Source organism: Verrucomicrobiota bacterium, from assembly GCA_016871495.1.
Lineage (GTDB): Bacteria > Verrucomicrobiota > Verrucomicrobiia > Limisphaerales > VHDF01 > VHDF01.
On record VHDF01000023.1, the window covers coordinates 12,558 to 26,722 of the forward strand.

Below are 14,165 nucleotides of genomic sequence, written 5' to 3' on the forward strand. Positions count from 1 at the left end.
CGGCGGCATTCGACCGCCGACCATGACCGCATCACCCGTTTCAACCGACGATCTGCGCAGCGCGATTCGGAACGTGCCTGACTTTCCGAAGCCCGGCATTCAGTTCAAGGACATCACGCCCTTGCTCCAGGATGCCCGGTTGCTGGCGGGCGCTGTGGAGATGCTGGCCGGCAGTCATGCCCGTGGGGGGGTGGACTTCGTGGCCGGGATCGACGCCCGGGGATTCATTTTTGCCTCCGCGGTCGCCACCCGGCTGCGTGCGGGTTTCGTGCCCATTCGTAAGAAAGGCAAACTGCCCTGGCGGACGCATGAGCAGAGCTATGCCCTCGAATACGGCGAGAATACCATCGCCTTGCACGAGGACGCAGTGCGCGCCGGTTCCCGCGTCTTCCTGGTGGATGATTTGCTTGCCACGGGGGGGACGGCGGGGGCGGCGGTGCAACTTCTGCAAAAGGTGGGCGCCTGCATCGTGGAGGTCGCATTCCTGATCGAGTTGGATTTTCTGGACGGACGCCAACGTCTTCCGGGAGTTCCTGTTCGTTCGATCCTTCACTACTCATCCCCGCACTGAGACCGGTGTGGATTCCTCGAAATCGGAACGTGAGCTAGGATATGGTCGGTGGGGCTACGCGTTGATTTGGGCAGTCTGTGTGGTGCGCTGGGTATATCTGGCGTCCGGGCGCATTGAGTTGAGTGAGGACGAGGCGTATCAATGGCTATGGTCCAAGCATTGGGCGCTTTCCTATTATAGCAAACCACCGTTGATCGCCTGGAGTCACGGGTTGGGAACCGCGCTTTGGGGAGACGTTGAATTCGGATTGCGATTCCTTTCCCCGTTGTTGACGGCTTTGGGGCTGACGGTCTTGTTGTGCTTTCTCTCGCGGGAGGCCTGTCCCAGAGCCGGATTCTGGCTGGTCATGGCGGCCACGGTCACGCCCTTGCTGGGGGTGGGTGCGATCCTGATGACGGTCGATCCACTGAATGTGTTTTTTTGGACCCTCGCGATGGTGGCCGGTTATTATGCGCTGCAGAGGGACTGCTGGAAGTGGTGGGGATTGGCCGGATTGGCGATGGGTTTTGGTTTCCTGAGCAAGTATACGGCCTTGTTCCAATGGCTTTCGTTTGCGATTTGTTTGGTTTCCTCGGCGGAAGCGAAGCGAGCCTGGCGGCGGCCGGGTTTGTATCTGGCTTTGGGCATTCAAGCATTGTTCTTTTTGCCCGTGCTCTGGTGGAACCATCACCATGGCTGGATCACCCTGACACATCTGCACGAGCGGGCGGGATTGGATCGCGCGTGGACGTTCACCACGCGTTTTCTGGTGGATTTCCTCGTGGTGGAGCCCCTGCTGCTCCATCCGCTCTTTTTTGCCGGCATGGTGGGCGCCGCCCTCTTCGTGATGCGCAAACCGCCGCGGAGAGCGCTCGAGACCTATCTCCTGATCATGGGAGCTCCGATTTTCTTGTTTTACCTGGTCTATACGCTTCGAGCACGGGTGCAGCCGAATTGGATTGCTCCCTCGATTCTCCCCTTGCTGGCATTGATGGCGGTTTATTGGGAGCGCCGGGATCGGGAAGGTGCGAAGTGGGTGGGCTTGGCGGGTAAGATTGGAGTAGCCGCGCTGATCCTTCCGCTCATGCTTGCCCACGATACGGACCTGATCGCAAAGTTCACGGGAATCGCATTGCCCGCGAAGGCGGATCCCTTGAGACGACTTCGTGGATGGTCGGAAATGGCGCGCCTGGTGGACACCGAGAAGCGCCGGCTTGAGGCGGACGGTGCTCCGTGGTTCGTCATCGGGGAACATTACGGTACGACGAGCCTGCTCTCATTCTACACGCCGGGAGCGCGCGGAAAAGAGTCATCGGAGCGCGGGATCTTTTTTCGGAGTTCGGATGTTCCACTGAACCAGTTCTATTTTTGGCCGGGCTATCGGGATCGGAAAGGCCAGAACGCCCTGTTTGTGCAGCAAGTCAAGGAACCGCATGAACCTCCGCCGAGTTTGGTGGCGGAATTTGAGGCCGTGACCGATCTAGGGGTGCGCGAGGTCTTGTATGGTGGAAGGGTTTTCCATCGGATCCAACTTTTTGCCTGCCGTCGGCTTCAGTAAGGAGGATGACCATGCGGCTTTGCCACGCCATCGTGCCGGTCCAGGACTATGACTTGGACGCCACGTTGGATTCAGGCCAGGTCTTTGGATTTCGGGCCACGCCTTCGGGATGGGAAGGTTCCGTGAGCTCCTGCTGGATGCGATTATGCGGACGCGACCAATCCATCGAAATCGAATGGATGGGAAACTCCACCGGGGAGGCGGTGCCGGCTGAGATTCTGGATTTTCTGGGTGCCGGCGTGTCCTTGGGTCCGATTCTTTCGAGTTTTCCGCAAGATGCGGTCATGCGCCGGGCGGTGGCGGCCTGCCGGGGATTGCGCCTCCTCAAGCAAGATCCATGGACGTGTTTGGCATCGTTCATCCTTTCCTCGACCAAGCAAATTACCCAGATCAAGCAGATCTACGCCGCCCTGTGCCTGCGCTTAGGAGACCGATTGAGAGCGCCGCCAGACGCGGAAGTGCGGCACGCGTTTCCGTTGCCCGAAGCGGTGGTGAGGGCGGGTGAGAAAGTGGTGCGCGAGTGCAAAGCCGGTTTCCGGGCGGCTTATTTGGTGGAGGCGGCAAGGCGCGTTTTGACGGGTGAGTTCCGGTTGGGCGAATTGGCGAATCTGCCGATCGCCGAAGCGCGGGCGGAATTGATGAACTTGCCTGGAGTGGGACCCAAAGTGGCGGACTGTGTCCTCCTGTTCACAGGAGCCCATGCGGAGGCCTTTCCGGTGGACGTTTGGATCGCCAGGGCGCTCCGAGAATTGTATTTCCAGGGAAAGCTCGTGTCCTTGGATCAACTGCGAGAATTTGCGGCCCGTCATTTCGGTCCGCACGGCGGTTATGCCCAGCAGTATCTGTTTCACTACGCCCGGGTGCATGGCATGCCGTGGGAGGCTCCGGCATGATGCCGGTGCCGCGTGAACCTATGAAATCGAAATGGGATGTTTTGTTCAGTCCGGCCGAGTTTCAGGCCCTTTCACCTGATGCTCTCGCAGGAGTTGTCTGCGTGGTGTTCGACGTGCTGAGGGCGACGTCGACGATGGTCACCGCCCTGGCTAACGGAGCGATGGAGGTTGTTCCGGTGCGGTCGATCGAGGAGGCCGTGGGCTGGCGGTTGCATGATCCGGAAGTTTTGCTGGGTGGGGAGCGGGGCGGCGTCAGGATTTCCGCCGCTCTGTCGGGCGGCGTCGAATTCGATTTAGGTAACTCTCCGCGTGAGTACACGCGGGAAAAGGTCGCGGACCGACGCGTCGTTATGACCACGACCAACGGGACCCGTGCGCTGCGTGCTTGCGCAGGCGCTCAGCGGACATTCGTAGGCGCCTTGCGGAACAGGGCGGCGCTGGCAGCGCGGTTGCGGGATCTGAAACCGGGTCGGCTCCTTCTGGTCTGCAGTGGGACGGGGGAGGAATCCGCAATGGAGGACGTTTTGAGTGCCGGGGCGTTGGCCGCGATGGTGGCCGACGTTGCGCGAGACGACGCCAGGTTGGGCGATGGCTGGCGGATGGCGCTGGCGTTGTACGAATCCGCGCGAAGCAACCTGGCGAAGGCTTTGGCGGAGACCAAGAACGGATTGCGTTTGGCGGCGATGGAGGAGTTGGCTCCGGATATCGAGGTGTGCGCGAGGCTGGACGACCTGGAGTTTGTGCCTTGGCTGGACGAAAGAGGACATGTTCGGATTTGACTGATCCGTGGGTGAGGGGAGGGATTTCGAGTATGCAGACTTGCTGCATGAAAGGGTTGGTTGGCGATTGAGCATGGGTGCGTGGTGGGCTTGCGGCCGTGCATCCCGATGTTGTTGGTAGGGCGGGCCTGTCCCAGCCCGCCGTCCACTGGATGCAAAACATCATGCTCCGGCGGCGCGCCGAGACGGACGCGCCCTACCTGCATCACCGGCAACATCGGGATGCATCGGGCTTGCGGGCGATTGTTGAAAAGGGGTTGAAATCGGGAGTGGGGTCCTTAGAATGAGCATTCCGCAGCCGGTTTACCGGAGGCGCAATGGCCGGGACGTAGCGTAGCTTGGTAGCGCGTCTGAATGGGGTTCAGAAGGTCGTGAGTTCAAATCTCACCGTCCCGACCATTTTCTTGCCGGGGAGGGCAGAAAGCTCACAAGGTCTGAACACTCCTTAAAACGTCAGAATCCCCCGGAAACCAACGACTTGCCCGCCTAGAATCCTGGAATGGAGGTTTGGGACGCCAACCGTCCACCAACCCCCAAACGGGCAAAGGTTTGGTACGATTGAGCCAAATGGGCAGAACGCTCGGTCCGGTCGAGGACCCTGGGGACAGAGCCATCATGTTTTCCTCGCGGGTTCATGATCCCAACCTTCGAATCGAATGATGAGACAGGAATGGAATGGTATCTCACGGAGTCACGAAAGCACGGAGATGGGGGAACATGCTTGAACCGGTGGCGGCGTGAGTGAGACAGGTCTCAGATGCTTTCTCTCGGTGCCTTCGTGAGAGCCGTCCGACCTCACGGTGCGACCCAGTAGAGTTTAACTTCATTTACAGGCCGCTGGCTCAGCACGGGCATCACACCGTTTTCCCTCTCGCCCCGCGAGGCACGAGTGGGGAGAGAGCCGGAGAGAGGGGCATTCTCAGCCTGCCCCTCTCCTCGGTCCTCTGCCCGCTCATGCTTCGCAGGAAGAGGAAGTAGTTCTTTGGGGACTGAGATCTCGAATCCTATCCCGAGATCACGATGGTGCCCATGGCGCCGTGTTACGGGTTGGGTGAGAGGATCTTGCTTTTCCTCACGCAAAGGACGCAAAGAAAACGTCGAGGGGAAAGTCCGATGGTGACAGCGATCTCGGAGATGATCCCAATCTTGCCCCATCTCCCTCGTCGCTGTCTTCATGAACTTCGGTGATTCCGCCGATGGTTTGAACCCGGCATGAAGCCGTGACCTTCGGAGCGCGCCGTTCACGGCGCCACATCGTGGACAGCGTGACGGCGTGGTTGGGCCGAGGAGTCTGGAACAGGGGAGGCGCTGGGGACAGGGGGCGAAGATCTCGGGTTCGATTCTTCGTGGCGGGCGTGCTGGACGGCGCGTCACTGTGTCGCGTCGTTCGGGCTAAACATTGATGAGCAACTCGCGCACCTCCGGCAGCTCGGTCGCGTGTTTCCTGGTCGAAACCGAGCGAGGGCGATTTCTTGATTCACATGGACGAAGCGGCGTGGCTGATGCCTTAGCGTTCGACGCGGTGTGGGCCACGAGCGCTGGGAAAGCGGTCTGAGAGGAGATGGAAAATGGAGCGGGTGGTGGGAATCGAACCCACGTAGCCAGCTTGGAAGGCTGGAACTCTACCATTGAGCTACACCCGCACCGTTAAGGTTTCGGCATGATACGTGCCGGACTTGAGTTGTCAATCAGGCTCCGTGTAGACTCGAGGCTCATGAAGTCCTGCCTCTTGGTCCAAGGAAGGTTGATCGATCCGAGCCAGAGCTTGGACACCACCGCTTCAATCCTCATTGAGGAGGGCAAGATCGCCGCGTTGGGAGGCGAGGCCGACGCGAGGGCCGAGGCCGACACCACGCGTTTGAACGCCGCCGGCTTGGTCATCACGCCGGGATTGATCGACTTGCACGTGCATTTGCGCGAGCCCGGCCAGAGTGCCAAGGAAACCATTGCCACAGGGACGGCTGCTGCGGCCCGGGGCGGGTTTACGACGGTCGTCTGCATGCCGAATACCAAGCCCGCGATTCACTCGGCTTCGGAAGTCGCGTTTGTTTTGGAACGTGCCGAGCGGCACGGCCATGTGCGAGTGCGGGTGGCCGGAGCGATCACCAAAGAAATCGCCGGGACGGAACTGGCGCCCATTGGATCTCTCAAGAGGGCCGGCGTCGTGGCGATCACCGACGATGGTCATTGTGTGCAGAACAACGAGCTGATGCGCCGGGCCTTGGAATACGCCGGCATGTTTGATCTGCCACTGATGGATCACTGCCAGGATTATTCCCTGGTTTCTGAAGGCAAGATGCATGAGGGCTACTGGAGCAGTGTGTTGGGGCTCCAAGGCTGGCCCTCCAGCGGGGAGGAGTTGATCGTGGCGCGGGACATCCTGCTGGCCGAGCTCACCGGCACACCCATTCACTGCCAGCATATCAGCGCCGCCGGCAGCGTTCGGCTGCTGCGCGAAGCCAAAGGCCGCGGGGTGCCGATTTCAGGTGAAGCTTGTCCGCATCATTTCGTGCTCACCGACGCGGCGGTTGCCGGAAGCGAGGCCTTTTGGAAAGCGGATGGCGATGGCGTCTGGGGAGCTGAGGCGATGCAACCCAAGCCTGCCTGGCCTGCCTACGACACGCGTTTCAAGATGAACCCCCCCCTTCGCTCCTCGGCGGATCGTCTCGCCATCCTGGAGGGACTGGTGGATGGCACTCTGGAAGTGCTGGCCAGCGACCACGCGCCGCACGTCGCCGACGAGAAGGACGTGGAATTCGATCATGCTCCTTTCGGGATCACGGGCCTCGAGACCGAACTGGCTCTTTCTTTGATGCAACTTTATCACGCGGGGCGACTTCCACTCGCTCGAGTGATTGAGAAGTTTACCTCCGTCCCGGCGAAGGTGCTGCGCTTGAGGGACAAGGGGACGCTGGCGGTGGGAGTGGAGGCGGACCTGACGGTGATGGATCCTGAGGCTTACTGGAGTTTGGGCGAGAATGAGACACTCAGCAAAGCCATCAATTGTCCGTTCTTCGACTGGAAGTTGCGCGGAAGAGCGCTGGCCACCATGGTGGGCGGTCGCTTCGTGTGGAACGACTGGCCCGAGTTGACTCGCGCTGGCGTGGCTGCCGGCTTGGCCCCCTTAACCGTGAACCCATGAGCCTCACCGGGTTTTCGCGAATGGGCGGTTTACTCTGCGCGGCCTGGCTGGCGGGTTGTGCGATGGACCCCCCCTTGCCTTGGATGACGGTGTTGGAACTGGCCCAAGCCCGAGAAAAGGCGATCGCCGAAAATCGCCGCGTGCTCATGCTTTTCACCGGATCGGACTGGTGTCCACCCTGCCAGCTATTGCAGCGGCGGGTTTTGCAAACCCCGGAGTTCAGGCGGTACGCCCAATCGAACTTGGTCTTGGTGGAAGTGGACTTTCCGCGACGCAAGGTACTCGCGCCGGAGCTTTCCGCCACCAATCATGCTCTGGCGAGGAATTACCAGGTAGAGGTTTTCCCCACTCTCGTCTTGCTCGACCGAGAGGGGAAGGAACTGCGCAAAGCTCAAGGTTATCTCGGGGGTGGGTGGGAGCGCCATCTTGCCTGGATTGAACCCCGTCCGGAACCGCCGGTTTCCCTCTCCCCATGAGCGTGACACCCTTCGAGCCCCCTGACAGCCACCACTTCAACTCGGCCAGTGGCTGGCTGGATTTGGGACTTCCTGCAGATGCGCTGCACGATTTGGAACGGTTGAGTCCGACGTATCGGGAGCATCCCGAGGCCCTCGAGTTGCGATGGTCGATTTATGCCAAGATGGAAAACTGGGACCTGGCTTTGCACGTCGCATTGGACCTGATGCGTATGGATCCCGGGCGGCCTTCGGGATATGTGCATCGATCCTATGCTCTGCGCCGAAGTCACGGGGGTGGATTGCATGCCGCTTGGTCCGCCCTCTGTCCCGCACGGGAACTTTTCCCGAAGGAACCGATCATCCCCTACAATCTCGCCTGCTACGCGGCTCAAATGGGCCGCTTGGAAGAATCCTGGGATCTCCTCCACGCGGCCATGGAAGCGGCTGGCGACATCAAATTCATCAAGGATCTCGCCCTCAAAGACCCGGATCTGGCGGCCTTGAAAGAGCGCGTGGCCGAACTTTGACGGCTGGGATCCGGTACTGGTTCCGGCGCCGGGTCAGGGCAAGACAAAGGTTCCCACCACGGCCCGATGATCCGAAGGATATGGAGTGACCACGATATCCGCGAATTTGCGATCCTCGCCGACAACCTCACATCGCCGCACGACGATGCCGGTCCCTCGATAGAAAACAAAATCGATGCGGTCATGACGGTCTTTGGGGTCATTCGGGAGGGTCGTGGGCGTCCATGTCCATCCCGTTCGCGCGGCTTCATCGGGCCAAACCACGCGGTAAGCGTCGCGGAAACCGGCCTTCTCAACAGCCAGAGTCGAAGGGTAGGGGACGGGCAGGGGGCAGAGTCCCGCGCGGTTGGCGCGGTCGGTCCAGTCTCGATGCGACGGTTCGTTGAAGTCCCCCGTCAAGAAAACGGGCCATCCGAGGCTCGCGGCGGTTCGGATATCCTCGAGTAATTCGCGGACTTGGTCTCCGCGCGACTTGATGGCTTCTTCCACCGCCTCGGCGCTCGTGCTGATGAATCGGCCATTCCCATAGGGAATTCTGAGGAGTTGATAAGGCTGATACGGGGCGGGTGCGAAATGCACGTTGAACATCCAGACTTCTTTGCCTGACGCGAGGCGGATTCGGGCGCCCCATTTTCGGGGTGAGCCTTCGACGATGGTATGGCGGGTGAGAAGGGCGCGGCCGTAGCCCTGTGCAAAATAATTCCATCCAAGCAGGGAAGCGATCTCACGTCCGCGGTCGGGCCGTTGCCCGCCGACTTCGGTGCCCAATGCCTCCTGAAGCCCTACGATGTCGGCCTTGGCTGCGGTGATCACTTTGGCGGATTGCGACAGCGGTTGCTTGCCGGATTCCCCTCCGACCCAAAGGTTGAAGGTCATGACTCGGAATTCCTCGGCCACGGTGGCGCAACCCCAGAAGGCCAGCGCGCACAGGCCAAACCCGATGGCGCGAAGGAACGATCGAGGGCCGAGGATTGTTGGTACTGGGAAGCGATCCGAAGCTGAATTCAAAGATTCGGGCCGGGAGGAGGGGATGAAAGGCTTCAAGGCCGGACCTCCTCCATGAGTCCGAAGGGATGGCCATCCGGATCGCGGAAGAAAGCCATCCACAATTCGTGGTCGGGCATTTGGGCCACGAGATGAGGAGGCTCCTCGAAGGTCGCACCGCGCTGGAGGAGTTCGGAATGGATTTTCTGCAACGGGGCCGCTTTGAAGTAAATCACCGTGGTTGACGGTGAGTTCGAACTTTGTTTTTCGCCCTCACTCAGCATGAGCCGGACCGAGTTGCAGCGAAAGAAGGCCAGCTTGGGTGGGGCTTCGAAGAGCAGAGGCAATCCAAGGCTGTCGCGATAAAAAGCAATCGAACGGGGCAGGCTCCGCACCACGAGAGCGATTTGGCCGATTTCTCCTGTGAGGAGGGGGGGGAGAGGGGGCGGGCATGGGAGGAGCCTAGGGTGGACGTTCTCCGAAGGCGATGGGATTTTTGTGTCCGGCGAGCGGAGCCGTGCATCCCGAAGTGGTCTGTCGTGTGGCGGAAGGCTGCCCAGCCTGCTGTATCGCCGAAGGCCCGTCGGTCCCGTGGGTGAAGAACGAGGCCCTTCCAGGCTCTCCACGCGCCGGGTTCCCTTCGTCGCCCCGCAGGCTGGGCAGCCTGCGTTACAGCAGACAGGGCTGTCGGCGTGACCACGACAACCCGGTCACTGACCCTCTCTGGATGCACCGCGTGCGGAGCGCGGGGTTCGTGGCATTTGACTCGGGTTATGTTTTCGCATGTAATTCGTGGATGCAAATCGAGAGTCTGAAAGTGTTCTGTGACCTGGCTGAAACCGAAAGTTTCACGAAGGCGGCCCAGATTAACCAGATCACGCAGTCGGCTGTCAGCCAGCAGATCAGCTCGCTGGAGCGCCAGTTTAAGTCCTTGCTCATCGAGCGGAGCAAAAAGAAGTTCAGGCTGACGCGGGAGGGCCAGGTGCTTTACGAGTATAGCAAGCAGATTATTCAGACTTACGACTCCCTTCACAGCAAACTTCAGGAGATCAAAGACATCATCTCCGGCACCATTAGGGTGGCGACGATTTACAGCATTGGGTTGCATGATCTGCCGCCTTACATGAAGAAGTTTCTAAGGTCGTATCCGACCGTGCACGTGCATGTCGAATACCGCCGTTCGAATCAGGTGTATGACGATGTCCTGAGCAACGTCGTGGATTTGGGTTTGGTGGCGTATCCGTCGCGGGACAGCAAGTTGGAGGTGGTGCCCTTGCGGAAGGATTCCATGGTTTTGATCTGCCATCCTCATCATCCTCTGGCCAAGCTGAAGTCGATCAAGTTGACGGCGATCGCGGGCCAGAAGTTCATCGGGTTCGAACCGGATATTCCGACGCGCAAAGCGATCGACAAGATCCTGAAGGATGCGAACGTGACGGTGAACCATGTCATGGAATTTGACAATATCGAGACGGTGAAGCGAGCGGTGGAGATTGAGGCGGGGATTGCGATCGTGCCTCAGGCCACGATTGCCCAAGAGGTGGCCAAGCAAACCCTGGCTCAGGTCCAATTCGAGGATGCCGAGTTCTTTCGCCCGCTGGCTGCAATTTACAAGAAAAACAAAGTGCTTTCCCCCGCGATGCGCCAGTTTCTCTCCATCATCAAAGAGTAAAGCGTGTTTTAACCTGCTCGGAGTCAAGGGTATGCGGAATGACCGGCGCACCGGGCGGGGGAAATTTCGGTTTGCAATGTGTTGCGGAAGGCGACAGGGTGCCGGGGCTCCGGTTCCTCGCCAGCCATGGTCGAACTGATTTCCAAACTCCAGGAACGCCTTCAGTCGGAGATGAAGGCGCTTTCATTCACCACCTTGACCCGGGTCGTCGTTCTTTCCGCCATCTACTTTTTGGGGGGAATCATCGGACGAGAAGCCTCGTTTGATTTGCGGCGGTTTGCCCCGCGGGTGAACGAAGTTGCCCCTCCTTCCGTGGTGACGCCGGTCTTCGAGCTGTACGAGGCCATCCATCCCCTGGCGGGCAGCGCTGGTGTTTCGGGTTTCGTCAAACTCGCGCATCTCGCGAGCGCGATGGAAGCGCTGCTGAAAGAGTTGATGGAGGATCCCTCCAACGTCAATTCCTCCACGCTCCGCACGATTACCGACGCGCTGAGTTTCATGATCCATCTCGTGCAGCAGGCCTCCGAATCGCCGCCTCTTCGCGAACTGCCTTCCCTGACCCTTGTGGTGGATGACGACGTGTTGTCGCTGCAAATGGTCACGTCGGCGCTGGAAACGGCCAATCTTCGTTCGGTCAATGTTTCAGAACCCGTCCTCGCATTGAAGATTGTGGAGCACAATCATTTCGATCTTATTTTCGCGGACGTGAACATGCCGGAGATGGATGGATTCGCATTCGCCACCCAAGTGAGGGCTTCGGTCCAGCACCGTTACACCCCCATTGTCATGGTGACGAGCCTCAAGTTGAGGGGTTGCTGGAGAAGCCTCCCAAGGGTGTGAGCGTCTTGCCGGAACCTCCGTGGCCTGCCCAAGCTGGAAACCAGATTGACCGCGTCGATGCCGAACTGATCCAGCGGGCGGTCCGGGAAGCGTTGCGAGAGGATGTGGGGCCGGGTGACGCCACGACCCTTGCCACCATTCCTTTCGATCGCATGGCCATCGGACGGATGGTTGCGCGGCAGGACTTGATCGTCTGCGGTTTGTTTTGGGCGTCGGAAGCATTTGGGCTCCTCGATCCCGATTGCCGGGTTTCCTTTCAGTCCCGGGATGGGGACCGGATCCAGTCCGGCGGCTGTGCCCTTGAGGTTCGAGGCCGGGCGGGCCCGATGCTGACAGCTGAGAGAACCGCCCTGAATTTTGTGCAGCGGCTTTCCGGCATCGCCACCTTCACCTCACGTTATGTTGAGGCGATTGCCGGGACGTCCTCACGTATTCTGGACACGCGAAAAACGACTCCGGGCTGGCGGGTCTTCGAAAAATATGCCGTGCGATGCGGAGGGGGAACGAATCATCGCCTCGGACTCTTTGACCGGATCCTGATCAAGGACAACCATCGGGTCGCGCTGGCGGATGAGGCGGGCGGATCGATTCGTGCGGCGGTGGAGCGAGCCCGGGCGGCCTATCCTCATCTGGAAATCGAGGTGGAAGCCGACACTCTTGCCGACGTTGAAGAAGCATTGTCGGCGGGAGCCCGGCTCATCCTGCTGGACAACATGTCTTTGGTCGACCTCCGTCGTGCGGTCGCGCTGTGCCGGGGGCGGGCGCGGACGGAAGCCAGCGGCGGCATCAACCTGCAAACCGTTCGTGAGGTGGCCTTGACTGGCGTCGATGAGATTTCGGTTGGGGCCTTGACCCATTCCGCTCCGGCGGCCGACTGGAGCCTGGATTTCGACGAACTGCGATGAAGCGTGTCGGGTCATTGCCTTCTCCTGCCTGGCCTATGGATGCGCGGATTCTGGCTGCGCTCAGAAATTCCGCGGAGGCTCCGCTGTCCGGCATGGATCTGGCTCAACTGCTGGGCATCAGCCGCGCCGCCGTGTGGGCTCGGATCGAGTCTTTACGTCAATCGGGGTTCGGCATCGAGGCGAGCCCGCACACGGGCTACCGGTTGGTTCAAACACCGGAAGCGCTCCATGCCGACGACTTGCGTTCGCGTCTCCCGGAATCCGCGGTGATCGGCGCCCGGATTCATGTGCTGGGCGAAACCTCCTCGACCAACGATATGCTTGAAGAACGGGCGCGCCAGGGCGCTCCCGAGGGAACCGTGGTATTCGCCGAGTCGCAGACGCGGGGTCGCGGAAGGCTCGGACGGGTTTGGCACAGCCCGCCGGGACAAGGCCTGTGGTTTTCGGTGTTGTTGCGCCCGAAGATTCAGCCCCAAGCGGTAACCCGCATCACCATCGCCACCGCCTCTGGCGCCGCCCGGGCGCTGACGCTCGAAGCCGGGATCCCAATCCGGATCAAGTGGCCCAACGATCTGATGATCGAGTCGCGCAAGGTCGGCGGCATCCTCACCGAATTGAGCGCCGAGACGGACGGGGTGAAGCATGTGATCGTGGGGATCGGCATCGATGTCAATCAATCCGCCGCGGACTTTCCCCCTGAGGTGCGAAAAATAGCGACTTCGCTGTCCTTGGCGACGGGCCAGAAAATTGACCGAGCCAGGCTCGCGTCCGTCCTCCTGCGCGAATTGGACGCGGATTACGCCCGGTTGCGAGAGGGGCGGTTTTCTGAAGTGGCTGAGGAATGGGAGGAGCAGTGCTCGACATTGGGAAGGTTGGTTCGGATTGAAACGGGCGGCCGCCGGCTGATCGGCGTCGCGGAATCCATCGACGCCGAAGGCGCGCTGCTTGTGCGGACGGAGCACGGCCATCTCGAGCGGGTGATCGGCGGGGATGTCGCCTTGGAGAAGTAAGCCGGGATCTGGACCATGCAGGCCTTGTTCGATATTGGCAACACTCACACCCACGTCGCGTTTGCGACGGGTGGACGGATTGGCAGGATGTTCGAGGTCCCGACGGCGGAATGGGAACTCGGGGGCGCGGCAGGACGGGTTTTGAAGCAAGCCGGAAGGCGGCGGGTCGAGTCTGCGGCGATCTGCAGCGTGGTGCCGATGGCGACCGGCAGTGTGGTCCGATTTCTCGAGGAAACATGGAAGGTGCGGCCCTTTCAACTCACGCATCGGGTGACGGGAGGCCTCAAGATCGATTATCCCCGGCCATCCTCGATTGGTCCTGACCGGCTTGCCAACGCCATCGCGGCGCTCTCCCTCCTGGCACCTCCGTTGGTGGTGGTGGACTTTGGAACGGCGGTGACCTTTGATGTGGTGGATCGCCGCGGGTGTTATGTCGGAGGCATCATCGCGCCTGGATTGGCCGCGATGACGGACTACTTGCATGAAAAGACTGCGTTGCTGCCGCGGATCCGCATTCGCCGGGAGCCTGCGGTGATTGGAAGGAGCACGCGGCAGGCCATGCGGATTGGTGCCATCCACGGCTACCGCGGTTTGGTGAGGGAATTGATTCGCGAGCTTGCTCGGGAGTTGGGCGTTCGCCGCCTGCCGGTGTTGGCGACGGGAGGGTATGCGTCGTTGATCGCGGATCAACTTTCAGAGATCGACCGGGTTGAGCCCAAGCTGACTTTGGCGGGATTGTTGAGAGCTTCCCGCTGCGGAACCATGGGGGCGTGGAGCGGCGCCGATCCGGGCGCTGGGCGCGATCCGTAGTCCCAAGGTGAAGAAATTAATTTTCTGTAATGATCGG

At 60.4% G+C, this 14,165-nt stretch carries 14 protein-coding genes and 2 tRNA genes; 13 read left to right on the top strand and 3 right to left on the bottom strand.

All coding sequences use genetic code 11. The annotated features are described in order from the left end of the window. The first annotated feature begins 22 nt into the window (after positions 1-22). The 5 genes from FJ404_07270 to FJ404_07290 all read left to right on the top strand — a co-directional run bounded on the left by FJ404_07270 (position 23) and on the right by FJ404_07290 (position 4,179). Positions 23-571 carry an adenine phosphoribosyltransferase gene (locus FJ404_07270; protein MBM3822668.1) on the top strand — a complete coding sequence of 183 codons (549 nt, stop codon included), beginning with the start codon at positions 23-25 and terminating at the stop codon, positions 569-571. Next, on the top strand, positions 498-2,108 hold the full coding sequence (locus tag FJ404_07275) for a glycosyltransferase family 39 protein (GenBank protein ID MBM3822669.1): 1,611 nt from the start codon (positions 498-500) through the stop codon (positions 2,106-2,108). The genes FJ404_07270 and FJ404_07275 overlap by 74 nt, the downstream gene beginning before the upstream one ends. A gap of 5 nt (positions 2,109-2,113) precedes the next feature. Then, entirely contained in the window at positions 2,114-3,001 is an 888-nt protein-coding gene (locus tag FJ404_07280) for a hypothetical protein (protein ID MBM3822670.1), read from the top strand. Next, positions 2,998-3,780, top strand: coding sequence for a 2-phosphosulfolactate phosphatase (locus FJ404_07285; protein MBM3822671.1), 783 nt, complete (start codon positions 2,998-3,000; stop codon positions 3,778-3,780). The genes FJ404_07280 and FJ404_07285 overlap by 4 nt, the downstream gene beginning before the upstream one ends. Positions 3,781-4,102: 322 nt before the next feature. Then, positions 4,103-4,179, top strand: a tRNA-Pro gene (locus FJ404_07290). 1,170 nt (positions 4,180-5,349) lie between these two features. On the opposite strand, the gene FJ404_07295 is transcribed toward FJ404_07290, so the two are convergent. Continuing rightward, a tRNA-Gly gene (locus FJ404_07295) sits at positions 5,350-5,423 on the bottom strand. A 71-nt stretch (positions 5,424-5,494) separates the two neighbouring features. On the opposite strand from FJ404_07295, the gene FJ404_07300 reads away from it, so the two are divergent. The 3 genes from FJ404_07300 to FJ404_07310 are packed head-to-tail and all read left to right on the top strand — an operon-like array spanning position 5,495 to position 7,907. After that, complete coding sequence (locus FJ404_07300) at positions 5,495-6,922, top strand: dihydroorotase (protein ID MBM3822672.1); 1,428 nt, start codon at positions 5,495-5,497, stop codon at positions 6,920-6,922. Continuing rightward, positions 6,919-7,398 carry a thioredoxin family protein gene (locus tag FJ404_07305; protein ID MBM3822673.1) on the top strand — a complete coding sequence of 160 codons (480 nt, stop codon included), beginning with the start codon at positions 6,919-6,921 and terminating at the stop codon, positions 7,396-7,398. The genes FJ404_07300 and FJ404_07305 overlap by 4 nt, the downstream gene beginning before the upstream one ends. Next, on the top strand, positions 7,395-7,907 hold the full coding sequence (locus tag FJ404_07310; GenBank protein ID MBM3822674.1) for a tetratricopeptide repeat protein: 513 nt from the start codon (positions 7,395-7,397) through the stop codon (positions 7,905-7,907). Before FJ404_07305 ends, FJ404_07310 begins: the two co-directional genes overlap by 4 nt. 33 nt (positions 7,908-7,940) lie before the next feature. Here the strand turns inward: FJ404_07310 and FJ404_07315 are convergent, their stop codons facing one another. Further along, entirely contained in the window at positions 7,941-8,915 is a 975-nt protein-coding gene (locus tag FJ404_07315) for an endonuclease/exonuclease/phosphatase family protein (GenBank protein ID MBM3822675.1), read from the bottom strand. Between the two features lie 32 nt (positions 8,916-8,947). Further along, the gene (locus FJ404_07320) at positions 8,948-9,385 is read right to left on the bottom strand and encodes a VOC family protein (GenBank protein ID MBM3822676.1); all 438 of its coding nucleotides are present in this window, start codon (positions 9,383-9,385) and stop codon (positions 8,948-8,950) included. A 302-nt stretch (positions 9,386-9,687) separates the two neighbouring features. Between FJ404_07320 and FJ404_07325 the strand changes: the two genes are divergently transcribed. The 5 genes from FJ404_07325 (at position 9,688) to FJ404_07345 (ending at position 14,128) form a co-directional block, all read left to right on the top strand. Continuing rightward, positions 9,688-10,563 (top strand): LysR family transcriptional regulator, encoded by an 876-nt coding sequence (locus FJ404_07325; GenBank protein MBM3822677.1) that lies wholly within the window; start codon positions 9,688-9,690, stop codon positions 10,561-10,563. A gap of 126 nt (positions 10,564-10,689) precedes the next feature. Further along, on the top strand, positions 10,690-11,403 hold the full coding sequence (locus FJ404_07330) for a response regulator (protein ID MBM3822678.1): 714 nt from the start codon (positions 10,690-10,692) through the stop codon (positions 11,401-11,403). A gap of 44 nt (positions 11,404-11,447) precedes the next feature. Then, on the top strand, positions 11,448-12,308 hold the full coding sequence (nadC, locus tag FJ404_07335; GenBank protein ID MBM3822679.1) for a carboxylating nicotinate-nucleotide diphosphorylase: 861 nt from the start codon (positions 11,448-11,450) through the stop codon (positions 12,306-12,308). Between the two features lie 35 nt (positions 12,309-12,343). Then, positions 12,344-13,318, top strand: coding sequence for a biotin--[acetyl-CoA-carboxylase] ligase (locus FJ404_07340; protein MBM3822680.1), 975 nt, complete (start codon positions 12,344-12,346; stop codon positions 13,316-13,318). 15 nt (positions 13,319-13,333) lie between these two features. Then, entirely contained in the window at positions 13,334-14,128 is a 795-nt protein-coding gene (locus FJ404_07345) for a type III pantothenate kinase (GenBank protein MBM3822681.1), read from the top strand. Positions 14,129-14,165: the final 37 nt, after the last annotated feature.

Coding starts and splice junctions, on each gene's coding strand:
- FJ404_07270 (MBM3822668.1), top strand. CDS start 23: ATGACCGCATCACCCGTTTCAACCGACGATCTGCGCAGCGCGATTCGG.
- FJ404_07280 (MBM3822670.1), top strand. CDS start 2,114: ATGACCATGCGGCTTTGCCACGCCATCGTGCCGGTCCAGGACTATGAC.
- FJ404_07285 (MBM3822671.1), top strand. CDS start 2,998: ATGATGCCGGTGCCGCGTGAACCTATGAAATCGAAATGGGATGTTTTG.
- FJ404_07300 (MBM3822672.1), top strand. CDS start 5,495: ATGAAGTCCTGCCTCTTGGTCCAAGGAAGGTTGATCGATCCGAGCCAG.
- FJ404_07305 (MBM3822673.1), top strand. CDS start 6,919: ATGAGCCTCACCGGGTTTTCGCGAATGGGCGGTTTACTCTGCGCGGCC.
- FJ404_07310 (MBM3822674.1), top strand. CDS start 7,395: ATGAGCGTGACACCCTTCGAGCCCCCTGACAGCCACCACTTCAACTCG.
- FJ404_07325 (MBM3822677.1), top strand. CDS start 9,688: ATGCAAATCGAGAGTCTGAAAGTGTTCTGTGACCTGGCTGAAACCGAA.
- FJ404_07330 (MBM3822678.1), top strand. CDS start 10,690: ATGGTCGAACTGATTTCCAAACTCCAGGAACGCCTTCAGTCGGAGATG.
- FJ404_07340 (MBM3822680.1), top strand. CDS start 12,344: ATGGATGCGCGGATTCTGGCTGCGCTCAGAAATTCCGCGGAGGCTCCG.
- FJ404_07345 (MBM3822681.1), top strand. CDS start 13,334: ATGCAGGCCTTGTTCGATATTGGCAACACTCACACCCACGTCGCGTTT.